We start from the raw sequence: 18,871 nt of genomic DNA on the forward strand, positions 1-18,871 counted from the left end.
GTGGCGATGAGTTCCGGGCGGTGGGCGGGTCATCCCCTCATGGAGACCAGACGCCTCGTACTGCCCGGGCCCGCCCCCACCGAGCGGGACGCGCCCCCGCTCTGCGCCCGCCTGGTGCGGCTGTACGACGACGGGGCCGACGCCGTGGTGTGCGAGGCCGGGGCCGTCACCGCGCCCGGGCTCGGGGCGGTCGCGGTGCTCGCGCGGCTGCGGCTGGCCGCGCGGGGGCGCGGGGGGTTCACCGTCACCGGGGCGACCGCCGCGCTCCGGGCGCTACTGGACCTCGTCGGTCTCGTCGAGCTCCTCGGGCAGGCCGAACAGCGGGAACCACCGGGCGGTGTCCAGGAAGGCGTTCAGGCCGACGATCCGTCCCTCTGAGACCTCCAGCACCTGGAGCGCCCACGGCACGTGCCCCGGGCGGCCGTCCTCGCGCGGGCGGTACTGGCCGAAGGCCGGGAGCCCGTTCGCCGTGGTCGGTATCAGGCGCGAGCCCTTGCAGCCGATGCCCTGGTTCAGATGCCAGGCGGCGATGTCCTGCGGCCCCTGGAGCCACAGGTCGAACGGCGGCATCGACAGCACCGCGTCCTCATGCAGCAGGGCGGTCAGCCGGGTGATGTCGTACGCCTCGAAGGCGGACAGGTACTGCTCCAGCAGCTTCGCCTGCTCCGCGTCCAGCGGGTCCGCCGGATCGCTGGGCCGCAGCGCCCGCCCCGACAGCGTCGCCCGCGCCCGCTGGAGGGCGCTGTTGACCGAGGCCACCGAGGTCTCCAGCAGCTGCGCCACCTCGTCCGCCTTCCAGGCCAGCACCTCCCGCAGGATCAGCACGGCCCGCTGCTTCGCCGGAAGGTGCTGCAACGCCGCCACGAACGCCAGCCGGACGGACTCCTTCGCCAGCGCCGCCTCCGCCGGGTCGGCGGTCTGCGGCAGCACCCGACCGTCCGGCACCGGCTCCAGCCAGGTCACCTCGGGCCGCTCGTTGAGCACGGCGGACGCCTGGTGCTGCGGGGCGGTGAGGTCCATCGGCCGGGCCCGCTTCTTCCCCGCGTTCAGCAGGTCCAGGCAGACGTTCGTGGCGATCCGGTACAGCCACGACCGCAGCGAGGAGCGGCCCTCGAACTTCCCGTACGCCCGCCAGGCGCGGACGTACGTGTCCTGCACCGCGTCCTCCGCGTCGAAGGCGGAGCCGAGCATCCGGTAGCAGTACCCGGTCAGCTCGACGCGGTAGCGGTCCATCGCCGCGTCGAGCTCGAGCTCGGGCTCCGGTGAGGTGGTGGTCGCGAGGTCGCTCATGGCTGCCGTCCCCCAGGCTGTGTCGTCCGTCACTCCGGAACCTACCCGAGGGGTCTGACAACGGCAGCCGCGGCGCCTCGCGCCCTGTCAGGTCCCGGGCTTGCGCCCGTACACGAAGACGTCCTCGCCGTTGGTCAGCATGTTCCAGTACGCCTTGGCGTCGGCCGTCGTCATGTTCACGCAACCCCCCGAACCCGGCGGGTTCCACATGCTCTTCGTCACCGAGTGGAAGGCGATGCCCCCGTCGAAGAACTGCGCGTACGGCATCGCCACGTTGTAGAGCGTCGACCAGTGGTTGATGTTGCGGTAGTAGATCTTCTTCAGCCCGGTCCGCGTCGGGGTCTCCGCCTTGCCGGTGCGCACCGGCACCGGACCGTACTTCAGCGTCGCCCCGTCCTGGATCCAGCTGAGCTGGCGGGTCAGGTCGACGCAGGCGATCCGGCCCAGGTTGACCGGGCACCTGCCCTCGGCGTTCGGGTTCTTGCCGGCGGCCCGCTGCGCCAGCATGGTGCTCATCGTCTGCCAGGTCAGCGGCCCGGCGTAGCCCATCGTCGGCGTGATGCCGTGGGTGGCCTGGAAGGACTGGATGGCCGTGCAGTCGGCCGCCGACTGCACCCCGTCCACCGGCCGCCCGAGGAACTGCTCCACCTGCCGCTGGTACGGCCCCGTCGTCACGTTGCACGAAGCGGCGGCCTCGGCGGCCTGCGCCGCGCCACCCCCCGCCACCACCAGGGGCGCCGCCAGCGCCAGCGCCCCGCCGAACACCACCGCAGCCCGCCGCCGCGCACGCGCGCGTATCCCCGCCATCCGGTCCTCCCCTGCCGCGCCCGCACCCTGGGGCGCCGATGACCCCCACGCTAGAGCGAGTCGGGCACGCCGGATAGAAGCCGGACAGGACTTCCGTGGGCTTCGGCGGGAGCGTCAGTGCGCGGCCGCCGCCGTGGTCGGCAGCCTTCGCTCGGCGCGGGCCGCGTGGGACCCGTACAGGGTGATCGAGACGACGCCCAGCACCGCCAGCAGCGCGATCCCGGCCGTCGCCGTCCACCCCGAGGCGTGGTACGCCAGCGCGCCCAGGGTGCCGCCCGCGCTGGAGCCGAGGTAGTACGCGGACTGGTACAGCGCCGAAGCCTGCGCCCGGCCCGTCCGCGCCGTGCGGCTCACCGCCGCAGAGGCCACCGCGTGGCCCGCGAAGAAGCCGGCCGTGATCAGCACCAGCCCCGGCAGGATCAGCCACAGCGAGTCGGCGAGCGACAGCAACAGCCCCAGCGCCGTCGTGGTCACCGCCAGGTACAGCGCCCCGCGCCGCCCCGTCCGCGCCACCAGCCGGCCGGCCGCCGCCGAGGAGGCCGTACCCACCAGGTAGATCAGGAAGACGGAGCCGACGACGCCCTGGCCCAGCGAGAACGGAGCCTCCACCAGCCGGTAGCCGATGACGGTGTACACCGCCCCGAAGACCGTCATGAACAGCGCGCCGATCCCGTACAGCCGCAGCAGCAGCGGGTCCCGCAGGTGCCCGGCGACCGTACGGCCCACCGCGCGCGGATCGAGCGAGGCCGGCCGGAAGAACCGCGCCCGGGGCAGCAGCACCAGGAAGGCCACCGCGCAGCCCAGCGCCATCACGCCGACGGCCAGCAGCCCGCCCCGCCAGCCCCACAGCTGCGCGGCCCAGCCGGTGACGATACGGCCGCTCATGCCGCCGATGGAGTTCCCGGCCACGAACAGCCCGATCGCCCCGACCAGCGCCTTGGGCCGGACCTCCTCCGCCAGGTACGCCATCGCGGAGGCGGGAATGCCGGCGATCGCGGCGCCCTGCACCGCGCGCAGCGCCACCAGCCACTCCAGGCTCGGCGCGAACGGCACCAGCAGCCCGACCCCGACGGCCACCACCATCGAGCAGGTCATCATCCGGGTCCGCCCGAACCGCTCGGACAGCGCGCTCAGCGGCAGCACGCACAGCGCCAGCGCGCCCGTCGCCGCGGACACCGTCCAGCTCGCCTGACCGGCCGTCACACCGAACCCGGCGGAGACGGCGGGCAGCAGGGCCTGAGTGGAGTAGAGCAGGGCGAAGGTCGCCAGTCCGGCGGCGAAGAGCGCGAGGCTCATCCGGCGGTAGCCGGGGCGGCCGGGGGAGAGGGGCTCAGGAGAGAGGGGCTCGGAGGACGACGGAGTAGAGGCGCCCGGGATGGTGGGCGCCCCGGTATGAGCGGAAGGCATACTGCGACGCTACGCCCGCCGCTTTTCATGCGTCCAATGCACAAACGGGCGACAATCAATCCACCCACGCATCACCTCAGCTCAGGGCCTCGCATATCAATGAACCGTTACGAAGAAGACATGACCGTGACACAAGGGCTGGCCCCGCGCCTCGCCCAGTTCGTCGCGGTCGCCCGCCACGAGCACGTCACCCGCGCCGCCCACGAGCTGGGCGTACCGCAGTCCACCCTGTCGCGGGCCATGGTCCGCCTCGAACAGGACCTGGGCGTCTCGCTGTTCGCCCGCAAGGGCCGCACCGTCGCCCTCACCACGGCCGGCCGGACCTTCCTCGCGTCCGCCGAGGAGGCCCTCGCGGGGATCGCCCGCGCCGCCGGCTCCGTCCAGCAGGACGCCGACCCCGGCTTCGGGAAGGTGGCCTTCGGCTTCCTGCACACCCTGGGCCCCGAGACCGTGCCCGGGCTGATCCGCGCCTTCCGCGCCGACCACCCCCGGGTCCGCTTCTCCCTGGTGCAGAACTACGGCGAGGCCATGCTGGAGAAGCTCCGGGCCGGCGAGCTCGACCTGTGCCTGACCTCGCCCGTCCCCGACGCCCCCGACCTGGTGGCCCGCCGCCTGGACGAGCAGCGGCTCCGGCTGGTGGTCCCGGACGACCACCGCCTGGCGGGCCGCAAGCGCATCCGCCTCGCCGAGGCCGCCGAGGAAACCTTCGTCACCCTGGAGCCCGGCTACGGCCTGCGCCGCATCACCGACAACCTGTGCGCCGAGGCCGGGTTCACCCCGAGGGTGGCCTTCGAGGGCGAGGAGGCCGAGACCCTGCGCGGCCTGGTCGCGGCGGGCCTGGGCGTGGCCCTCCTGCCCCCGCCCCTCGTCCCGCGCCCGGGCGTGGTCGAGCTGACGGTGACGGCCCCCCGCGCGGTCCGCGAGATCGGCGTCGCCTGGCTCGGCGGCCACCCGGACACCCCGCCGGTAGCCGCCTTCAAACGCTTCCTCCTCTCCCGCCGCGGCCACCTCATCCCCGACCTCCCCCCGCCGGCCTAGCCCAGGCCGGCGCCGGTCCCGGACCCCTCCTCCGCCGCGCGGCAGGCGTGGGCCGCCGAGAGCAGGTAGCCCGCCTGGAAGCGGGACTTGGCGCCGATCGCGCGCATGATCTCCGCGATGTGGCGTTGGCAGGTGCGTTCCGACATGCCCAGGCGGCGGGCGATGGCCTTGTCCTCCAGGCCCTCCGAGAGCAGGAGCACGATGGTCCGGCGGAGTTCGTCCGACAGGGACTTGGCGGCTTCCGGGCTCACCGTCGTGGGGAAGGGGCGGGCCTGGAGCCAGGAGCGTTCGAAGGCCGAGGTCATGAAGTGGACGACGCTCGGCTCGCGGACCACGAGGGCGGCGCCCTGCCGGTCCGGGACCGGCATCAGGCCGGTGTGGCCGTCGAAGATCAGCATGCGCATCAGGCCGTCGTCCACGGTCCGCACCCGCGCCCCGAGGGCCGTGACCCGTTCCACGTAGGCCGCCGTGGGCCGGGAGTAGCGGGCCGTGTGCTGGTAGATGGTCCGCATCCGGACCCCGCGGGCCAGCAGCGACTCGTCGCGCCCGACCGCTTCCTCCAGCGCCTCCTGGGGCCGCCCGCCGCCGGGCTGGGAGGTCAGCAGCTCCCGTTCGCAGCCCGCCGCGAGTTCGGCGATCAGCCCCCGTACCGCCCCCAGGTCGGTGACGAGCTCCAGCCGGCCAGCGCGGCCGTCGTCGCGGTGCGCGGTGCCCGCCTCGTACGCCGGGACCAGCGCCTCCAGCCGGGCCCGCAGCCGGTCCATCTCGTCGTGGGTCTCCCGTACGAGCAGGGCGAGCGGGGCCAGGGCCCGGGCCGCCGCCGCTCGGGGCGCGACCGCGCACCAGCGCTCCGGCCCGTCGCCGGGGGCCCGCTGAAGGAGGTGCGCGGCGGCGAGTTCGGTGACGGCGGCGGCCGCGCGGGCGCCCAGGGCGGCGATGGCCTCGGCGGGGGTGAAGGCGTGCCGCTCCACGGCGAAGGCGTACAAGCGCCGGGCAGCAGGGCTCAGATCGGATCCACCGGCTCCGTCGGCAACGACTGGCATATGCCTATTCGTCCCTGACTGTGACGGTTTATAAACCCCTCGGGTTCCCGCAAGGCGGCAAGCCGACGCCTGGATCCGGCCGTCCGGCATATGCCCGACCGGCACAGTGGAGATCACGGCGTGCCGGGGGCGGTCGCCGGATCCATCGGTGCCGTCCGACCGTGAGGGGACGGAGCGGCAGGCACGGACGGACCCGCGCCCGCCCCCGCCCCCGCCCGCACGCCCCGTGGCGTCTGCCGCGCCCGCTACTGGGGCTTGGCGTAGTTGCCGTAGCCCGTCCAGTCCAGCGCCACGGCGGGTTCGTCGCCCACCACCCAGGCGTCGTGACCGGGCGCGATCTGCATGAAGTCGCCCGGGCCGAACTCCTCCTCCTCACCGCCGTTCATGACGACGTGGATCCGGCCGCTCAGCATGTAGCCGGTGTGCGCGGACTCGCAGCTGTCCGTCCCCGCCAACGGCTTGATGTGCTCCGACCAGCGCCAGCCCGGCTCGAAGACGGCCCGTCCGACGGGTCCGCCGTCGGTCTCGATCAGGTCCAGCCGGCCCTTGCCGTCCTCGAACGGGCGGGTCTCGTCAGCGCTGTCGAAGTTCCTGCGCACCATGGAGCCCATGGCCCATCGCCTCCCGGAGAGATACGGCCCCGAGTCCATTTCTCACTCTACGCTCGGCAGGCGCCCCGCACCGCTCCCACCGCCCCACCCGGTTCACCCCCGCAGCGACCGCCCGAACCCCGAGGCCAGCGGCATCCGCAGGCCCAGCGGCGGCGGCGCCGCCAGCGCGTCCGTCACCGGCCGCGAGTACCGCCCCGAGCACATCGCCCCGAGGACGAAGTCCACCGCGAGCGCCACCACTTCCGCCCGGTGCTCCCACAGCCCGTGCCCGTCGGAGTGCACCTCGAACCGGCAGGTAGAACGATTCGCCTTCTTCGCCCGCGCCGCCAGCCGGAACGAGGACTCCGGGTCGCTGCGCGCGTCGTTGGTCCCGTGCACGATCAGCACCTGCCGCCCCGCGAGCTGCTTCACCGGTTCAGGGGAGCCGCCGGGCACCTCCTCCGGTAAGCAAGGGGCGAGCGCCACCACCGCGTTGACGGCCCCGTGCCCCGCCGCCCGCAGCGCCGCCCGGGCCCCCGCCCCGTACCCGGCCAGGCAGACGGGCACGTCCCCGTACCGGCGCAGCGCCTCGTCCGCCGCCCACCGCGCGGCCGCCTCCCGGTCCTGGGGGCCGTGCAGCACCGTGTGCGCCACCAGCCCCTCCGCCCCGCCCGCCCGGCCCAGCGCCCGCGCGAGCGGGCGCAGCGGACCGGGGGCGATCCTGGACGCCCCGGGGAGCAGGAGGACCACACCACTGACCATCGACTCGGAGCCGTTCGCGCCGGCCGCCCGCCCCAGGCGGGCCCCGCGCGCCGGCGGCGCATGCTGTGCCATGGCGGAACAGTCTCAGACGCCCAGGTGTATGCCACCCGTCCGTACGGTCTCTGTTACATATCGACGCCCGCCGCCGCCGCGTTGCTCTACGCGCGTAGGAGTAGAGTGCCGGAATGACGAGCGAGACCACCGACAAGCCCACCCCGGACCAGATCCGCCGCTCCCCGAAGGTGCTGCTGCACGACCACCTCGACGGTGGCCTGCGCCCGGGCACCATCCTGGAGCTGGCCGCCGAGGTTGGCTACGACAAGCTGCCCGAGACCGACGCCGACAAGCTGGGCGTCTGGTTCCGCGACGCCGCCGACTCCGGCTCCCTCCCGCGCTACCTGGAGACGTTCGCGCACACCTGCGCCGTCATGCAGACGAAGGCCGCCCTCTTCCGGGTCGCCGCCGAATGCGCCGAGGACCTGGCCGAGGACGGCGTCGTCTACGCCGAGATCCGCTACGCCCCCGAGCAGCACCTGGAAGCCGGTCTGACCCTCGAAGAGGTCGTCGAGGCCGTCAACGCCGGCTTCCGCGAGGGCGAGCGCCGGGCCAGGGCCAACGGCCACCGCATCCGCGTCGGCGCCCTGCTGACCGCCATGCGCCACGCGGCCCGTGCGCTGGAGATCGCCGAACTGGCCAACCGTTACCGCGACAACGGCGTGGTCGGCTTCGACATCGCCGGCGCCGAGGCCGGGTTCCCTCCCACCCGCCACCTCGACGCCTTCGAGTACCTCAAGCGCGAGAACAACCACTTCACCATCCACGCCGGCGAGGCGTTCGGCCTGCCGTCGATCTGGCAGGCGCTCCAGTGGTGCGGCGCCGACCGCCTGGGCCACGGCGTGAAGATCATCGACGACATCGAGGTCGCCGCCGACGGCTCTGTGAAGCTGGGCCGTCTCGCCTCGTACGTCCGGGACAAGCGCATCCCCCTGGAGATGTGCCCGACCTCGAACCTCCAGACCGGCGCGGCCGCCTCGTACGCCGAGCACCCGATCGGCCTGCTGCGCAAGCTGCACTTCCGGCTGACGGTCAACACCGACAACCGGCTGATGAGCGGCACCAGCATGAGCCGCGAGTTCGAGCACCTGGTCGACACCTTCGGCTACTCGCTCGACGACATGCAGTGGTTCACCGTCAATGCGATGAAGTCCGCGTTCATTCCTTTCGATGAACGACTGGCGATGATCAACGACGTGATCAAGCCGGGTTACGCGGAGCTGAAGTCCGAATGGCTTTTCCGTCAGACCGCTTCCACCAGCGGGTCTGTCTCGGCCTAGGTCATGGAATGACCGATGGGAAGCACCCGGGAGCCTGGCTCACCGGGTGCTTTCTCATATTGAATGATGTTTGCGGGACGGCGTTTGAAGTGGCTAGTTTGCGGAGCCGCTCGATTCCCCGTCGCAAGGACGATTTTTCATGAAGCAGTCTGCTGCCAAGTCCCTCGGTGTCGCTGTCATTGGTGCCGCCCTCGCCGCGGGTGCCGCCGGTACCGCCTCCGCCTCGGCGCTCCCCACCCCGAACCTGACCGACGCCCTCGGCGCCGTCACCAGCACCGCCAGCGCCGTCACCAACCAGACGGACCAGGCTCAGCAGGGCGGCCAGAGCGACCCCGCCGCCCCGGTCACCCAGCTGCTCGGCGGCCTGCCCCCGCTGCCCGGCCTCGGCGGCTGATCCGACAGCGGATCCGTACGTCCGTCCGTGTGGCGCACACCCCTTCGAAGCGGTGTGCGCCTCGCGGCGCGATGTGCCACGATCCCCAGCAACTGCCCGCCGGATCAAGGGCGATGGCATCGCCCAGCGCCAGCTGGGGGAGAGGTTCGGTCATGCGTATCACGGCACGATTCGCGGCGCCCGCGACGACGTTCGCCCTGCTCCTGGGGGCCGTCGGGTGCAGCAGCGGTACGGGCGCCCCCGCGGCCGGCACGAGCCCGGACCCCAAGGGTTCCGCGGCCTCCGCCGCCCCCTCCGGCACACCCGGCCCCGCCGTCGGCTCCCCGGCGCCCAAGGCCAAGGACGCCCGGCTGGAGCGCTCCGCCCTCGAACAGGGCGACCTCCCCGGCTATCAGGTCTCCGCGCAGGGCAAGAACCCCAACGCGCCCGTGGGCCAGCCGCAGGCCGACAAGAAGGCGTGCCAGCCGCTCGCCGACATCATGGGCGACAAGCCCGACCCGGCCGCGCACGAGACCGTCAACCGGGGCGTCGGCTCCCAGAAGCAGGTCGGCCTCGCCGTCTCCGCCTCCGTCAGCTCCTACGACGAGAGCGACGCCAGGAAGGTCATCGCCCGGCTCCGCGAGGCCGTCGCCGCCTGCGGTTCCGGCTTCACCGCCACCGTGCAGAAGCAGAGCGGCACCTACCGGGACGTGAAGGCGGTCCCGTACAAGGCGGCCGGTGACGAGAGCGTCAGCTGGACCACGACCGCCTCCGGTGAGGGGGTCTCGGCCCAGGTCCACCTGCTCGTCGTCCGCGAGGGCGCCAGGATCGTCCGGCTGATGGCCCTCAACGTGGCGGCCGCCGGCCAGAAGGCGTCCGTACCGCAGGAGGTCGCCGACAAGCAGCTGGAGAAGGTCCGCAAGGCGGCCTGAGTTCCGCCCGCGTCCGGCTGGACGGGGCCGGATTCACCAGGCGGTGCTCGCCGTGCCCACGCCGGACCTCTCGTTCGGGATCAGCAGCCACAGCGCCAGGTAGATCAGGAACTGCGGGCCGGGCAGCAGGCAGGACAGGACGAAGGTGAGCCGCATCGTGCGGGCCTTCATTCCGAACCGCTTGGCGAGTCCGGCGCAGACGCCGCCGATCATCCGTCCGTCACGGGGGCGGGTCAGCGCGCTCATGGTGTTCTCCTTCGTATCGGGATTCGCGCGCTTTCCTGGAGTGCCTGGCGCGATGCCTCAATACTCGCGCGGTACCGCCGACAGGACGTCGGTCCACGGGCCGAGCCCGACCCTGGGAATTCTCGGGGTGTTCCCCTGAGGCACGGCCTCCGGGGAGTTCAGGGGTTTGCGCAGCCGGGCCCGCAGCACCGGTACGACCGCCGCGTGCACGAGCACCACCCCGGCGGTGTTCAGCAGCAGGGCGTCCACGTCGAGCACCCGGCCCGGAACCGCCGTCTGGAGCATTTCGATGCTCAGCGAGAGCAGGACGGCCGCGGTGGCCGTGCGGACCAGCGAGGACCACGCGGCCAGCGGCCCGGGCTTCAGCCGCCCCCCGGCCAGCGGCAGCAGCACCCCCAGCGGGGCCAGCAGCGCCAGCCCCTCTCCGATGCGCCGCGCGGCCTCCAGCGGCCCCATCGCCAGGTCCGCTCTGATCCCCTCCAGCGGGGTCAGGTTCGCGGCCGCCGCCCAGGGCACGTCCAGCGGGCTGAGCGTGAGCCACGCGACGACCAGCAGGTGCGCGGCCAGCAGGGCGCCGCTCAGCAGGCGGGGACGGACGGGGAGCTGTGTGGCGGCGCTGCCGCTGCCCTCATGACGGTGCACACCACGGAGGACGCCACCCCCGGCGGCCCCGGTTCCGGCGGCCCCGGTTCCGCTCCACCCAGCCGCGCGGCCCCGCACCGGCCCCCCACCAGCGGCACGGCCGCCACCGGTGTCAGCCCACCGCCGCCGCCGGGTCAGCCCAAGGCCGCCGCCGGGTCAGCCCACGGCCGCCGTCGCCGGCGTCAGCCCACCGCCAGCAGTACGGCCAGCGCCACCGCTCCCGCCGCCGCCGGGGCGATGATCTCCCAGGCCCACCGCACCCGTACCGCGCCCTGAGCGCCCGGACGGGCGGCGCCGCGCTCGGCCAGTTCGGTCAGCTCGTCCACGGCCTTGTCGGCGAAGGCCCGCGGGACCGGGGCGGCCGCCTTGTCGCCCGGAGCGCCCGCGCCCCTGCCGCCGCCCCCGGCGGCCGCCGCGCGCAGTCCGCCCCGGTTGGCCTTCTTGCGCTCGCGCAGCGACACGGGCACCGACCAGAGCTGGTACGTCGACCCGTCGGCGAGCACCTCCGCCGAGTACCCGGCGCGTACGGCGTCCACCACGCCCCAGGGCAGCTCGATGATCCGGAACGGGTTGCGGACCCGCAGCCGGTCCTCGTTGGCGAAGACGGCGGGCCGGAGGGTGAACGCCACGATCAGCGGTACGAGGCACAGCGCGACGGCGACCGCGATCCAGCGGCCGCTGCCCGAGCCGTGGACGACGGCGTCCCCGCACAGCCACCCGACCATCGCGAGCAGCAGCACCCCGGTGACGGCGGCCATGGGGGAACGGTAGACGCGGTCGGCGTAGGCCGGCTCATCGGCGGGCTGCTGGCTGCTCATGCGCCCGATTCTGCCTCACCCCGTCTCAGCCGACGAGATCGGCGTACAGGATGATGTTGTCGGGCCTGTGTCCGTCGGTGAGCTCGCCGCCGCAGGTGATGACGCGCAGCTCCGGGCGGGTGGTGTTCCCGTACACCTTGGCGGTGGGGAACGTCTTCTTGCCGACCTGTTCCAGCTCGCGCACCCGGAAGACCGCGGTGCTGCCGTCTTCCCGCGTGACGCTGATCCCGTCGCCGGTGCGGACGCGCGAGACGTCCTTGAGCACGCCGGGCCCGCGGGCCGTGTCGAAGTGCCCGATCAGCACGGCCGGACCGGTTTCGCCGGGGGTGACGCCCTTGGTGTACCAGCCGATCTTGTCCCCGTCCGAGACCGAGGGCACCTCGACGGTGCCGTCGGCGGCGAGGCCCAGCCGCAGCACGGGGGAGGCGTCCACCCCTGCCGAGGGGATGCGTACGCGTACGGGCGCGGAGGCGGCCAGGGGCGCGGCCGTCGTCCGGGCCGCAGGGGCGGTCGTGGGGATGACGGCGGGCGGCGCGGCGGGGACGGAACCGGTGGTGGTCGCGCCGCAGCCGGTCAGGGCTGCGGCGAGGAGCGCGGCCACCAGGAGCGGGCGTACGCGGTGGGTCATGGGGGCTCCCGGAAACGAGGGCCGGCGGGCCACGCGGAGGTGGCCCGCCGGAGGCAGGAGGAGGAACGTGCCGCGTGCGTCAGCGCTGGGCGCGGCGGCGCATCAGGAAGGCGGCCCCGACCGCGGCCAGCACGGCGGCCAGCCCGGCGCCGGTGGCCACGGTGGTGGTGTAGCCGGTGTCCTCGGCGGCGATCTCGGCACCGGCGGCGACCCCGCCCTGCGGCACGACCACGGTCTGCGCACCCGTCTGCGGCTTCACGTCGGCCGCCGGCGCGACGCCAACGGGGGCGGCCGGCTTGGCGGCGGCCGGCGCGACGCTGACCGGAGTGGCCGGCTTGGCGGTGGCGGACGGGGTGGGCTTCGGCGCGGGCTTGTCGGCGCCCCGGTCCTCGGTGACCTTGTAGTCCGGCTTGCAGCCCTTGGGCAGAGCCGGGAAGGAGGCGTGGCCGAACGGAGTGTCGCCCCCCTGGGTCCTCCACTCGAAGACGGGCGCGGTCCCGCTCGGGTTGACGATGCGGGCGACGATGCCGTCGGACGCGGGCAGTGCGGGGAAGGTGCGGTCCAGGTGGCGCCAGTTGTCGGTGCCCGTCCGGATGGTGACCTCCGGGCCCGCGGTGGACATCGACACGTCGGCGAGGAGGCCCGCGCCGAGGTTGACCTGCTTGGTTTCGTTCCCGCAGACCGGGCCGGCCGTGCCCTTGGGCAGCGGGTAGGACGTTGCCGCCCCGTTCGTCGTGACGACGAGCACCGGGGCGGCCGTGTCCGCCTTCGTGAGCTTGAGCTGCAGACCGTTGGCCGTCACGGCGGGGTGCGCGCGGTCCACCACCGCCACCACACGGACCATGTAGTCGTCGCCCGGCTTCCAGTTCGCGCCCACGGCGCGGATCCATGCCTCGGGGCCTTCGGCCTTGTTGCGCAGCACCGCGACCAGGCCCTCGCCGATGTAGACCGGCTCGCCCGCGTAGCGGCCGTTGTTCGACGACGACCCGGCTGCCGCAGTCGCGCCCGCGGGCTGCGAGGCGGGCGCGGCGAGCGCCGTCGCGGCCGGCGCGAGCAGGGCGCCGGCGACGGCGGCGGTGACGATCGAGGTGCGGAGGGCGGTACGCATAACGACTCCAGGAAGCATGGTCGCGGGAAGGTGGGAGAGTCGCATGCCGCGTTTTCTCTGTCGGGCTTTCAACCGGTGAGGTCTGGCGGGCTGCTGAAGAGAAATTTACGGATCTTGTTCGACCGGAACGTGTGGTTCTTGTCCACGGGATGTAACAGGAAAAACGGAGGTCAGCGGTCCGCGGGGCGGGCCGCCACCCACCCCCCACCGCGCCCGTATGCGGGAGACCGCGCACAGATGTGCGCCGGCGGGGGGTGACAGGTCGCTACGCGCGTAGATATGCTCATCTGGTGACCATGCCCACCACCCTCACCGCATTCGCTGACGTGACGGCGTCCGACAGTGCGCTGCGCCGCTTCCTGCACGGGCTGCCCGGCGTCGACGCAGTCGGACTGGAGGCCCGCGCGGCCTCCCTCGGCACCCGCTCGATCAAGACGACGGCCAAGGCGTACGCCATCGACCTGGCCATCTCGATGATCGACCTGACCACGCTTGAGGGTGCGGACACCCCGGGCAAGGTGCGGGCGCTCTCCGCCAAGGCCGTCCACCCCGACCCCACCGACCGCACGACGCCGATGACCGCCGCGGTCTGCGTCTACCCCGACATGGTGGCCACCGCCAAGGCGGCCCTGCACGGCGCCGACGTCAAGGTCGCCTCCGTCGCCACCGCCTTCCCCGCGGGGCGCGCCGCCCTGCCGGTCAAGCTGGCCGACACCCGGGACGCCGTCGCCGCCGGGGCCGACGAGATCGACATGGTCATCGACCGTGGCGCCTTCCTCGCCGGCCGCTACCTGGAGACGTACGAGCTGATCAAGGCCGTCAAGGAGGCGTGCGTCCGCGAGGACGGCAGCGCCGCCCGACTGAAGGTGATCTTCGAGACCGGCGAGCTGTCGACGTACGACAACATCCGCCGCGCCTCCTGGATCGGCATGATCGCGGGCGCCGACTTCATCAAGACCTCCACGGGCAAGGTCGGCGTCAACGCCACCCCCGCCAACACCCTGCTCATGCTCGAAGCCGTCCGCGACTTCAAGGCGCAGACCGGGGTCCAGATCGGCGTGAAGCCGGCCGGCGGCATCCGCACGACCAAGGACGCCCTCAAGTTCCTGGTCCTGGTCAACGAGACCGCGGGCGCGGACTGGCTGACCAACGAGTGGTTCCGCTTCGGCGCCTCCAGCCTGCTGAACGACCTGCTCATGCAGCGCCAGAAGCTGAGCACCGGGCGTTACTCCGGTCCCGACTACGTGACGGTGGACTGATCACCATGGCATCCCTCTTCGAGTACGCACCGGCTCCCGAGTCCCGCTCGGTCGTCGACATCGCCCCCTCCTACGGGCTCTTCATCGACGGCGAGTTCACCGACGCCGCCGACGGCAAGGTCTTCAAGACCGTCTCGCCGTCCTCCGAGGAAGTCCTCTCCGAGGTCGCCCGGGCCGGCGCCGCCGATGTCGACCGCGCCGTCAAGGCCGCCCGCCGCGCCTTCGAGAAGTGGTCCGCGCTGCCCGGCTCCGAGCGCGCCAAGTACCTCTTCCGCATCGCCCGGATCATCCAGGAGCGCAGCCGCGAGCTGGCCGTCCTGGAGACGCTGGACAACGGCAAGCCCATCAAGGAGACCCGCGACGCGGACCTCCCCCTGGTCGCCGCGCACTTCTTCTACTACGCGGGCTGGGCCGACAAGCTCGACCACGCCGGCTACGGCGCCAACCCGCGCCCGCTGGGCGTGGCCGGCCAGGTCATCCCGTGGAACTTCCCGCTGCTGATGCTCGCGTGGAAGATCGCCCCGGCGCTCGCCACCGGCAACACGGTCGTGCTGAAGCCGGCGGAGACCACCCCCCTCTCCGCGCTGTTCTTCGCGGACATCTGCCGCCAGGCCGGTCTGCCCAAGGGCGTCGTCAACATCGTCCCCGGCTACGGGGACGCGGGCGCCGAGCTCGTCGCCCACCCCGACGTCAACAAGGTCGCTTTCACCGGCTCCACCGCCGTCGGCAAGGCCATCGCCCGCCAGATCGCGGGGACCGACAAGAAGGTCACCCTGGAGCTGGGCGGCAAGGGTGCCAACATCGTCTTCGACGACGCCCCGATCGACCAGGCCGTCGAGGGAATCGTCAACGGCATCTTCTTCAACCAGGGCCAGGTCTGCTGCGCGGGCTCCCGCCTGCTGGTCCAGGAGTCGATCCACGACGAGCTGCTGGACTCCCTCAAGCGCCGCCTGAGCACCCTGCGCCTGGGCGACCCGCTGGACAAGAACACCGACATCGGCGCGATCAACTCCGCCGAGCAGCTCGCCCGGATCACGGCCCTGGCCGACACCGGCGAGGCCGAGGGCGCCGAGCGCTGGTCCCCGGCGTGCGAGCTGCCGTCCGCCGGCTACTGGTTCGCCCCGACGCTCTTCACCAACGTCACCCAGGCGCACACCGTCGCCCGTGACGAGATCTTCGGCCCGGTCCTGTCCGTGCTGACGTTCCGCACCCCGGACGAGGCCGTCGCCAAGGCCAACAACAGCCAGTACGGCCTGTCCGCCGGCATCTGGACGGAGAAGGGCTCCCGCATCCTCGCCGTCGCGGGCAAGCTCCGCGCGGGCGTCGTGTGGGCCAACACGTTCAACAAGTTCGACCCGACCTCGCCGTTCGGCGGTTACAAGGAGTCGGGCTTCGGCCGCGAAGGCGGCCGCCACGGTCTGGAGGCTTACCTCGATGTCTGAGTCCTCGGCGCGTCTGGGCGTCTTCAAGACCTACAAGCTGTACGTCGGGGGCAAGTTCCCCCGCTCCGAGAGCGGCCGGGTGTACGAGGTGAGCGACTCCAACGGCAAGTGGCTGGCCAACGCCCCGCTGTCCTCGCGCAAGGACGCCCGTGACGCGGTCGTCGCCGCGCGCAAGGCGTTCGGCGGCTGGGCCGGCGCGACCGCCTACAACCGGGGCCAGATCCTCTACCGCATCGCCGAGATGCTGGAGGGCCGCCGCGGGCAGTTCGTCCACGAGGTCCGCGAGGCGGAGGGCCTGTCCAAGGCGAAGGCCGCCGCCGTCGTGGACGCGGCCATCGACCGCTGGGTCTGGTACGCGGGCTGGACCGACAAGATCGGCCAGGTCGTCGGCGGGGCCAACCCCGTCGCGGGCCCGTTCTTCAACCTCTCCACCCCCGAGCCCACCGGTGTCGTCACCGTCGTCGCCCCGCAGGACTCGTCCTTCCTGGGCCTGGTCTCGGTGATCGCCCCGGTGATCGCGACGGGCAACACCGCCGTCGTCATCGCCAGCGAGAAGGCCCCGCTGCCCGCCCTGTCCCTGGGCGAGGTGCTGGCCACCTCCGACCTGCCGGGCGGCGTCGTCAACATCCTCTCCGGCAAGGCCGCCGAGATGGGCCCGCACCTCGCGGCCCACCAGGACGTCAACGCGATCGACCTCGCCGGCGCCGACGCGGCGCTGGCCAAGGAGCTGGAGATCGCGGCGGCGGACAACCTCAAGCGCGTCCTGCGTCCACAGCCTGTGGACGACTGGACCGCCGATCCGGGCACCTCGCGCATGACGGCGTTCCTGGAGACCAAGACGGTCTGGCACCCCACCGGGTCGCTGGGCTCGGGCGGCTCCTCGTACTAGCGGGACGTACGGGGGCGTCCCCACGAACCGGCCCCGGCAGCCAACCCCCCGGCTGCCGGGGCCTTCGTACGCCACCGCTCCACGCCCCCTGCCGAACGCCCCTGCCCGCCGGCTACTGCTTCGGCAGGACCGGACCCAGCAGCGAGGAGACCGCCGCCTGCGGGATCTCCTTCACCGACGGCCCCTGCGTCAGCACCCCCGTGACCATCGTCGTGCCCACGGCCGGGAAGTCGGCCACCTTCGTGGCCAGCCCGTTGTCGAGGGGGTCCACGCCGGTGTGGGCCAGCGGGTTCACCTTCAGGTTCGCGATCGGGTCCACGACCCCGGACACGGCCGCCGCCGGGTCCAGTTCCCCGGCCTGCGCCCCGCCGGCCGCCATGGCCAGGGCCGCCCCGGCCATGGAGAGGGTCAGCCCGGCGGCGCGGAGCTTCTTGGAAGAGGGTTCGGAGCCTGCGTGACGTGCCATGGGTTCCCGCCTGTGTTGGTAGTCGCCTGCGCACACAGCGTAGTCGAGGGGGTGGCTCCGGTTCCAACCCGCCGTGTGAGACCGGTCGCAGGGGCCGTCGGCGATGTGTTGATACGACGGGCCATGCCTCACACTGGTCTCCCGTGAGCTGTTCATCTCCCCTTCCGACGCGCGTCGTGCTCCTGACCGGTCCCTCGGGTTCCGGCAAGTCCTCGCTGGCGGCCCGCTCGGGGCTCCCCGTCCTGCGCCTGGACGACTTCTACAAGGAGCAGACGGACCCCACCCTCCCCCTGGTCGAAGGCAGCTCGGACATCGACTGGGACTCGCCGCGGTCCTGGGACGCGGACGCCGCCGTCGCCGCCGTCGCCGACCTCTGCCGGACCGGCCGCACCGAAGTCCCCGTCTACGACATCGCGACCAGCTCCGTCACCGGCGCGGAGACCCTGGACATCTCCCGCACCCCGCTGTTCATCGCGGAGGGCATCTTCGCCGCCGACATCGCCGCCCGCTGCCAGGAGCTCGGCCTGCTCGCCGACGCGATCTGCCTGCGCGGCCGGCCCTCCACCACCTTCCGCCGCCGCCTCGCCCGCGACCTGCGCGAAGGACGCAAGTCCCTGCCGTTCCTGGTACGCCGGGGGCTGCGCCTGATGCGGGCGGAGCGGGGCATCGTCGCCCGGCACGTCGCCCTCGGCGCCCACGCCTGCGGCCGCGACGAGGCCCTGGGCCGGCTCGCGGCAGCGGCGGCGGGCCGCCACCGCTCGGCGACCGCCGCCCTCGCGTAGCCGGGCCCACGACAAGAGGAGGCGGGACCGAGCGGACCCCCGTCCGCTCGATCCCGCCTCCATCCCCCCCATGGCCTCCGTCCCACCCCCGCAGGACGGACCCCCCTGGCCGGTGGCCTGTGGTCTGTGGTTGTGCCGGGCGCGCCCGGTGCGCGGTGCCCGTTGCGCGGTGTTACGCGACGAGCTCCCCGAAGGACTCCGCCTCGTCACGCCCGAAGCTCAGCGCCTCGTCCTCGCGCAGCCGGCGCAGCGAGCGCCAGATGCTCGACTTGACCGTGCCGACGCTGATCCCCAGGATCTCCGCGATCTCCGGGTCCGTGCGGCCCTCGTAGTAGCGCAGCACCAGCATCGTGCGCTGCGGCTCCGGGATCCGGGCCAGCGCCTGCCAGAGCACCGCGCGCAGCTCCGTACCGCGCATCGCGTCCGCGTCGGAGGCCGTCTCCGGCAGCTCCTCCGTCGGGTACTCGTTCAGCTTGCGCCGGCGCCAGGCGCTGATGTGCAGGTTCGTCATCGTGCGGCGCAGGTAGCCGCCCACCGCCGCCTTGTCGCTGATCCGGTCCCAGGCCCGGTACGTGGAGAACAGCGCGCTCTGCAACAGGTCCTCGGCCTCGTGGCGGTCGCCGGTGAGGTGGAAGGCCGTCGCGAACAGGGCGGCCCGCCGCTCCTGCACGTACGCCGTGAACTCCGCCTCGGCGGACGGCGAGGGAGAGGACGGGGAGGAGGGAGAAGAAGGGGTCCGCTGGGCGGGAACCGCCTGGTACTGGTTCGCGTCAATGGCTACGACGCGAGCCTGTCGCCGGGAGCCCGGCACCGTACGGACACCTGCCCGGCGGTTCGCGTCGTGCAGCCGCGTGACAACCGCGCTGGTGGTGGTGCTGTGCAGCGTGTTCATCTCGCGCCCCCCGTCGTGGAGTGTGGATCGGTCCGTGTCATCCGTGTCTCGATGACAAAAGACTGCCCGGCCGACTTAACCGGCGTGTCCGTCGACTGTCACAGCACTGTCACAGCCGTCTTC

General features: G+C 72.9%; 22 protein-coding genes. 9 read left to right on the forward strand and 13 right to left on the reverse strand.

Features of this window, described 5'->3' with window-relative positions:
• Positions 1-39 precede the first annotated feature (39 nt).
• Positions 40-378 carry an STAS domain-containing protein gene (locus ABZ716_RS12320; RefSeq protein ID WP_358812871.1) on the forward strand — a complete coding sequence of 113 codons (339 nt, stop codon included), beginning with the start codon at positions 40-42 and terminating at the stop codon, positions 376-378.
• Here the strand turns inward: ABZ716_RS12320 and ABZ716_RS12325 are convergent.
• The 3 genes from ABZ716_RS12325 to ABZ716_RS12335 all read right to left on the reverse strand — a co-directional run bounded on the left by ABZ716_RS12325 (position 274) and on the right by ABZ716_RS12335 (position 3,504).
• Positions 274-1,290 carry a sigma-70 family RNA polymerase sigma factor gene (locus tag ABZ716_RS12325; protein ID WP_358958480.1) on the reverse strand — a complete coding sequence of 339 codons (1,017 nt, stop codon included), beginning with the start codon at positions 1,288-1,290 and terminating at the stop codon, positions 274-276. The genes ABZ716_RS12320 and ABZ716_RS12325 overlap by 105 nt on opposite strands.
• An 87-nt stretch (positions 1,291-1,377) precedes the next feature.
• Positions 1,378-2,097 (reverse strand): L,D-transpeptidase, encoded by a 720-nt coding sequence (locus tag ABZ716_RS12330; RefSeq protein WP_358958482.1) that lies wholly within the window; start codon positions 2,095-2,097, stop codon positions 1,378-1,380.
• Between the two features lie 114 nt (positions 2,098-2,211).
• Positions 2,212-3,504 (reverse strand): MFS transporter, encoded by a 1,293-nt coding sequence (locus ABZ716_RS12335; protein ID WP_358958485.1) that lies wholly within the window; start codon positions 3,502-3,504, stop codon positions 2,212-2,214.
• 99 nt (positions 3,505-3,603) lie between these two features.
• Between ABZ716_RS12335 and ABZ716_RS12340 the strand changes: the two genes are divergently transcribed.
• Positions 3,604-4,542, forward strand: coding sequence for a LysR family transcriptional regulator (locus ABZ716_RS12340; protein ID WP_358812875.1), 939 nt, complete (start codon positions 3,604-3,606; stop codon positions 4,540-4,542).
• On the opposite strand, the gene ABZ716_RS12345 is transcribed toward ABZ716_RS12340, so the two are convergent.
• The 3 genes from ABZ716_RS12345 to ABZ716_RS12355 form a co-directional block, all read right to left on the reverse strand.
• Positions 4,539-5,585 carry a helix-turn-helix transcriptional regulator gene (locus ABZ716_RS12345; RefSeq protein WP_358812876.1) on the reverse strand — a complete coding sequence of 349 codons (1,047 nt, stop codon included), beginning with the start codon at positions 5,583-5,585 and terminating at the stop codon, positions 4,539-4,541. The genes ABZ716_RS12340 and ABZ716_RS12345 overlap by 4 nt on opposite strands.
• A 245-nt stretch (positions 5,586-5,830) precedes the next feature.
• A complete protein-coding gene (locus ABZ716_RS12350) occupies positions 5,831-6,196 on the reverse strand; it encodes a cupin domain-containing protein (RefSeq protein ID WP_358812877.1) in 366 nt (121 codons plus the stop codon).
• Between the two features lie 93 nt (positions 6,197-6,289).
• Positions 6,290-7,009, reverse strand: coding sequence for an alpha/beta hydrolase (locus tag ABZ716_RS12355; protein ID WP_358958487.1), 720 nt, complete (start codon positions 7,007-7,009; stop codon positions 6,290-6,292).
• A gap of 113 nt (positions 7,010-7,122) precedes the next feature.
• Here ABZ716_RS12355 and ABZ716_RS12360 point away from each other — a divergent pair, with 113 nt between their 5' ends.
• The 3 genes from ABZ716_RS12360 (at position 7,123) to ABZ716_RS12370 (ending at position 9,576) form a co-directional block, all read left to right on the forward strand.
• A complete protein-coding gene (locus tag ABZ716_RS12360; protein ID WP_351877996.1) occupies positions 7,123-8,271 on the forward strand; it encodes an adenosine deaminase in 1,149 nt (382 codons plus the stop codon).
• Between the two features lie 139 nt (positions 8,272-8,410).
• Positions 8,411-8,665 carry a hypothetical protein gene (locus tag ABZ716_RS12365; RefSeq protein WP_351877994.1) on the forward strand — a complete coding sequence of 85 codons (255 nt, stop codon included), beginning with the start codon at positions 8,411-8,413 and terminating at the stop codon, positions 8,663-8,665.
• A gap of 152 nt (positions 8,666-8,817) precedes the next feature.
• Positions 8,818-9,576 carry a hypothetical protein gene (locus ABZ716_RS12370; RefSeq protein ID WP_358812879.1) on the forward strand — a complete coding sequence of 253 codons (759 nt, stop codon included), beginning with the start codon at positions 8,818-8,820 and terminating at the stop codon, positions 9,574-9,576.
• 33 nt (positions 9,577-9,609) lie between these two features.
• On the opposite strand, the gene ABZ716_RS12375 is transcribed toward ABZ716_RS12370, so the two are convergent.
• The 5 genes from ABZ716_RS12375 to ABZ716_RS12395 form a co-directional block, all read right to left on the reverse strand.
• Positions 9,610-9,822 (reverse strand): PspC domain-containing protein, encoded by a 213-nt coding sequence (locus ABZ716_RS12375; protein ID WP_358958490.1) that lies wholly within the window; start codon positions 9,820-9,822, stop codon positions 9,610-9,612.
• Positions 9,823-9,879: 57 nt separating this feature from the next.
• Entirely contained in the window at positions 9,880-10,464 is a 585-nt protein-coding gene (locus ABZ716_RS12380; protein ID WP_358958493.1) for a VanZ family protein, read from the reverse strand.
• A gap of 182 nt (positions 10,465-10,646) precedes the next feature.
• Positions 10,647-11,282, reverse strand: coding sequence for a PH domain-containing protein (locus ABZ716_RS12385; protein WP_358812881.1), 636 nt, complete (start codon positions 11,280-11,282; stop codon positions 10,647-10,649).
• 25 nt (positions 11,283-11,307) lie between these two features.
• On the reverse strand, positions 11,308-11,910 hold the full coding sequence (locus ABZ716_RS12390; protein WP_358812882.1) for a class F sortase: 603 nt from the start codon (positions 11,908-11,910) through the stop codon (positions 11,308-11,310).
• 79 nt (positions 11,911-11,989) lie between these two features.
• Positions 11,990-13,018: a hypothetical protein gene (locus ABZ716_RS12395; protein ID WP_358958495.1), complete on the reverse strand. Its 1,029-nt coding sequence runs from the start codon at positions 13,016-13,018 to the stop codon at positions 11,990-11,992.
• A 296-nt stretch (positions 13,019-13,314) separates the two neighbouring features.
• Here ABZ716_RS12395 and deoC point away from each other — a divergent pair, with 296 nt between their 5' ends.
• The 3 genes from deoC to ABZ716_RS12410 are packed head-to-tail and all read left to right on the forward strand — an operon-like array spanning position 13,315 to position 16,608.
• A complete protein-coding gene (deoC, locus tag ABZ716_RS12400) occupies positions 13,315-14,277 on the forward strand; it encodes a deoxyribose-phosphate aldolase (protein WP_358958719.1) in 963 nt (320 codons plus the stop codon).
• A gap of 5 nt (positions 14,278-14,282) precedes the next feature.
• Entirely contained in the window at positions 14,283-15,719 is a 1,437-nt protein-coding gene (locus ABZ716_RS12405; RefSeq protein WP_358812884.1) for an aldehyde dehydrogenase family protein, read from the forward strand.
• Complete coding sequence (locus tag ABZ716_RS12410; protein ID WP_351877982.1) at positions 15,712-16,608, forward strand: aldehyde dehydrogenase family protein; 897 nt, start codon at positions 15,712-15,714, stop codon at positions 16,606-16,608. The genes ABZ716_RS12405 and ABZ716_RS12410 overlap by 8 nt, the downstream gene beginning before the upstream one ends.
• A 112-nt stretch (positions 16,609-16,720) precedes the next feature.
• Here the strand turns inward: ABZ716_RS12410 and ABZ716_RS12415 are convergent, their stop codons facing one another.
• The gene (locus ABZ716_RS12415) at positions 16,721-17,074 is read right to left on the reverse strand and encodes a hypothetical protein (RefSeq protein WP_358812885.1); all 354 of its coding nucleotides are present in this window, start codon (positions 17,072-17,074) and stop codon (positions 16,721-16,723) included.
• Positions 17,075-17,217: 143 nt separating this feature from the next.
• Here ABZ716_RS12415 and ABZ716_RS12420 point away from each other — a divergent pair, with 143 nt between their 5' ends.
• Positions 17,218-17,856 carry an ATP-binding protein gene (locus tag ABZ716_RS12420; protein WP_358812886.1) on the forward strand — a complete coding sequence of 213 codons (639 nt, stop codon included), beginning with the start codon at positions 17,218-17,220 and terminating at the stop codon, positions 17,854-17,856.
• 172 nt (positions 17,857-18,028) lie between these two features.
• On the opposite strand, the gene ABZ716_RS12425 is transcribed toward ABZ716_RS12420, so the two are convergent.
• Positions 18,029-18,748, reverse strand: a complete 720-nt coding sequence (locus ABZ716_RS12425; protein WP_358812887.1) for a SigE family RNA polymerase sigma factor — start codon at positions 18,746-18,748, stop codon at positions 18,029-18,031.
• Positions 18,749-18,871 lie beyond the last annotated feature (123 nt).

Source organism: Streptomyces sp. NPDC006687, from assembly GCF_040636215.1.
GTDB lineage: Bacteria > Actinomycetota > Actinomycetes > Streptomycetales > Streptomycetaceae > Streptomyces.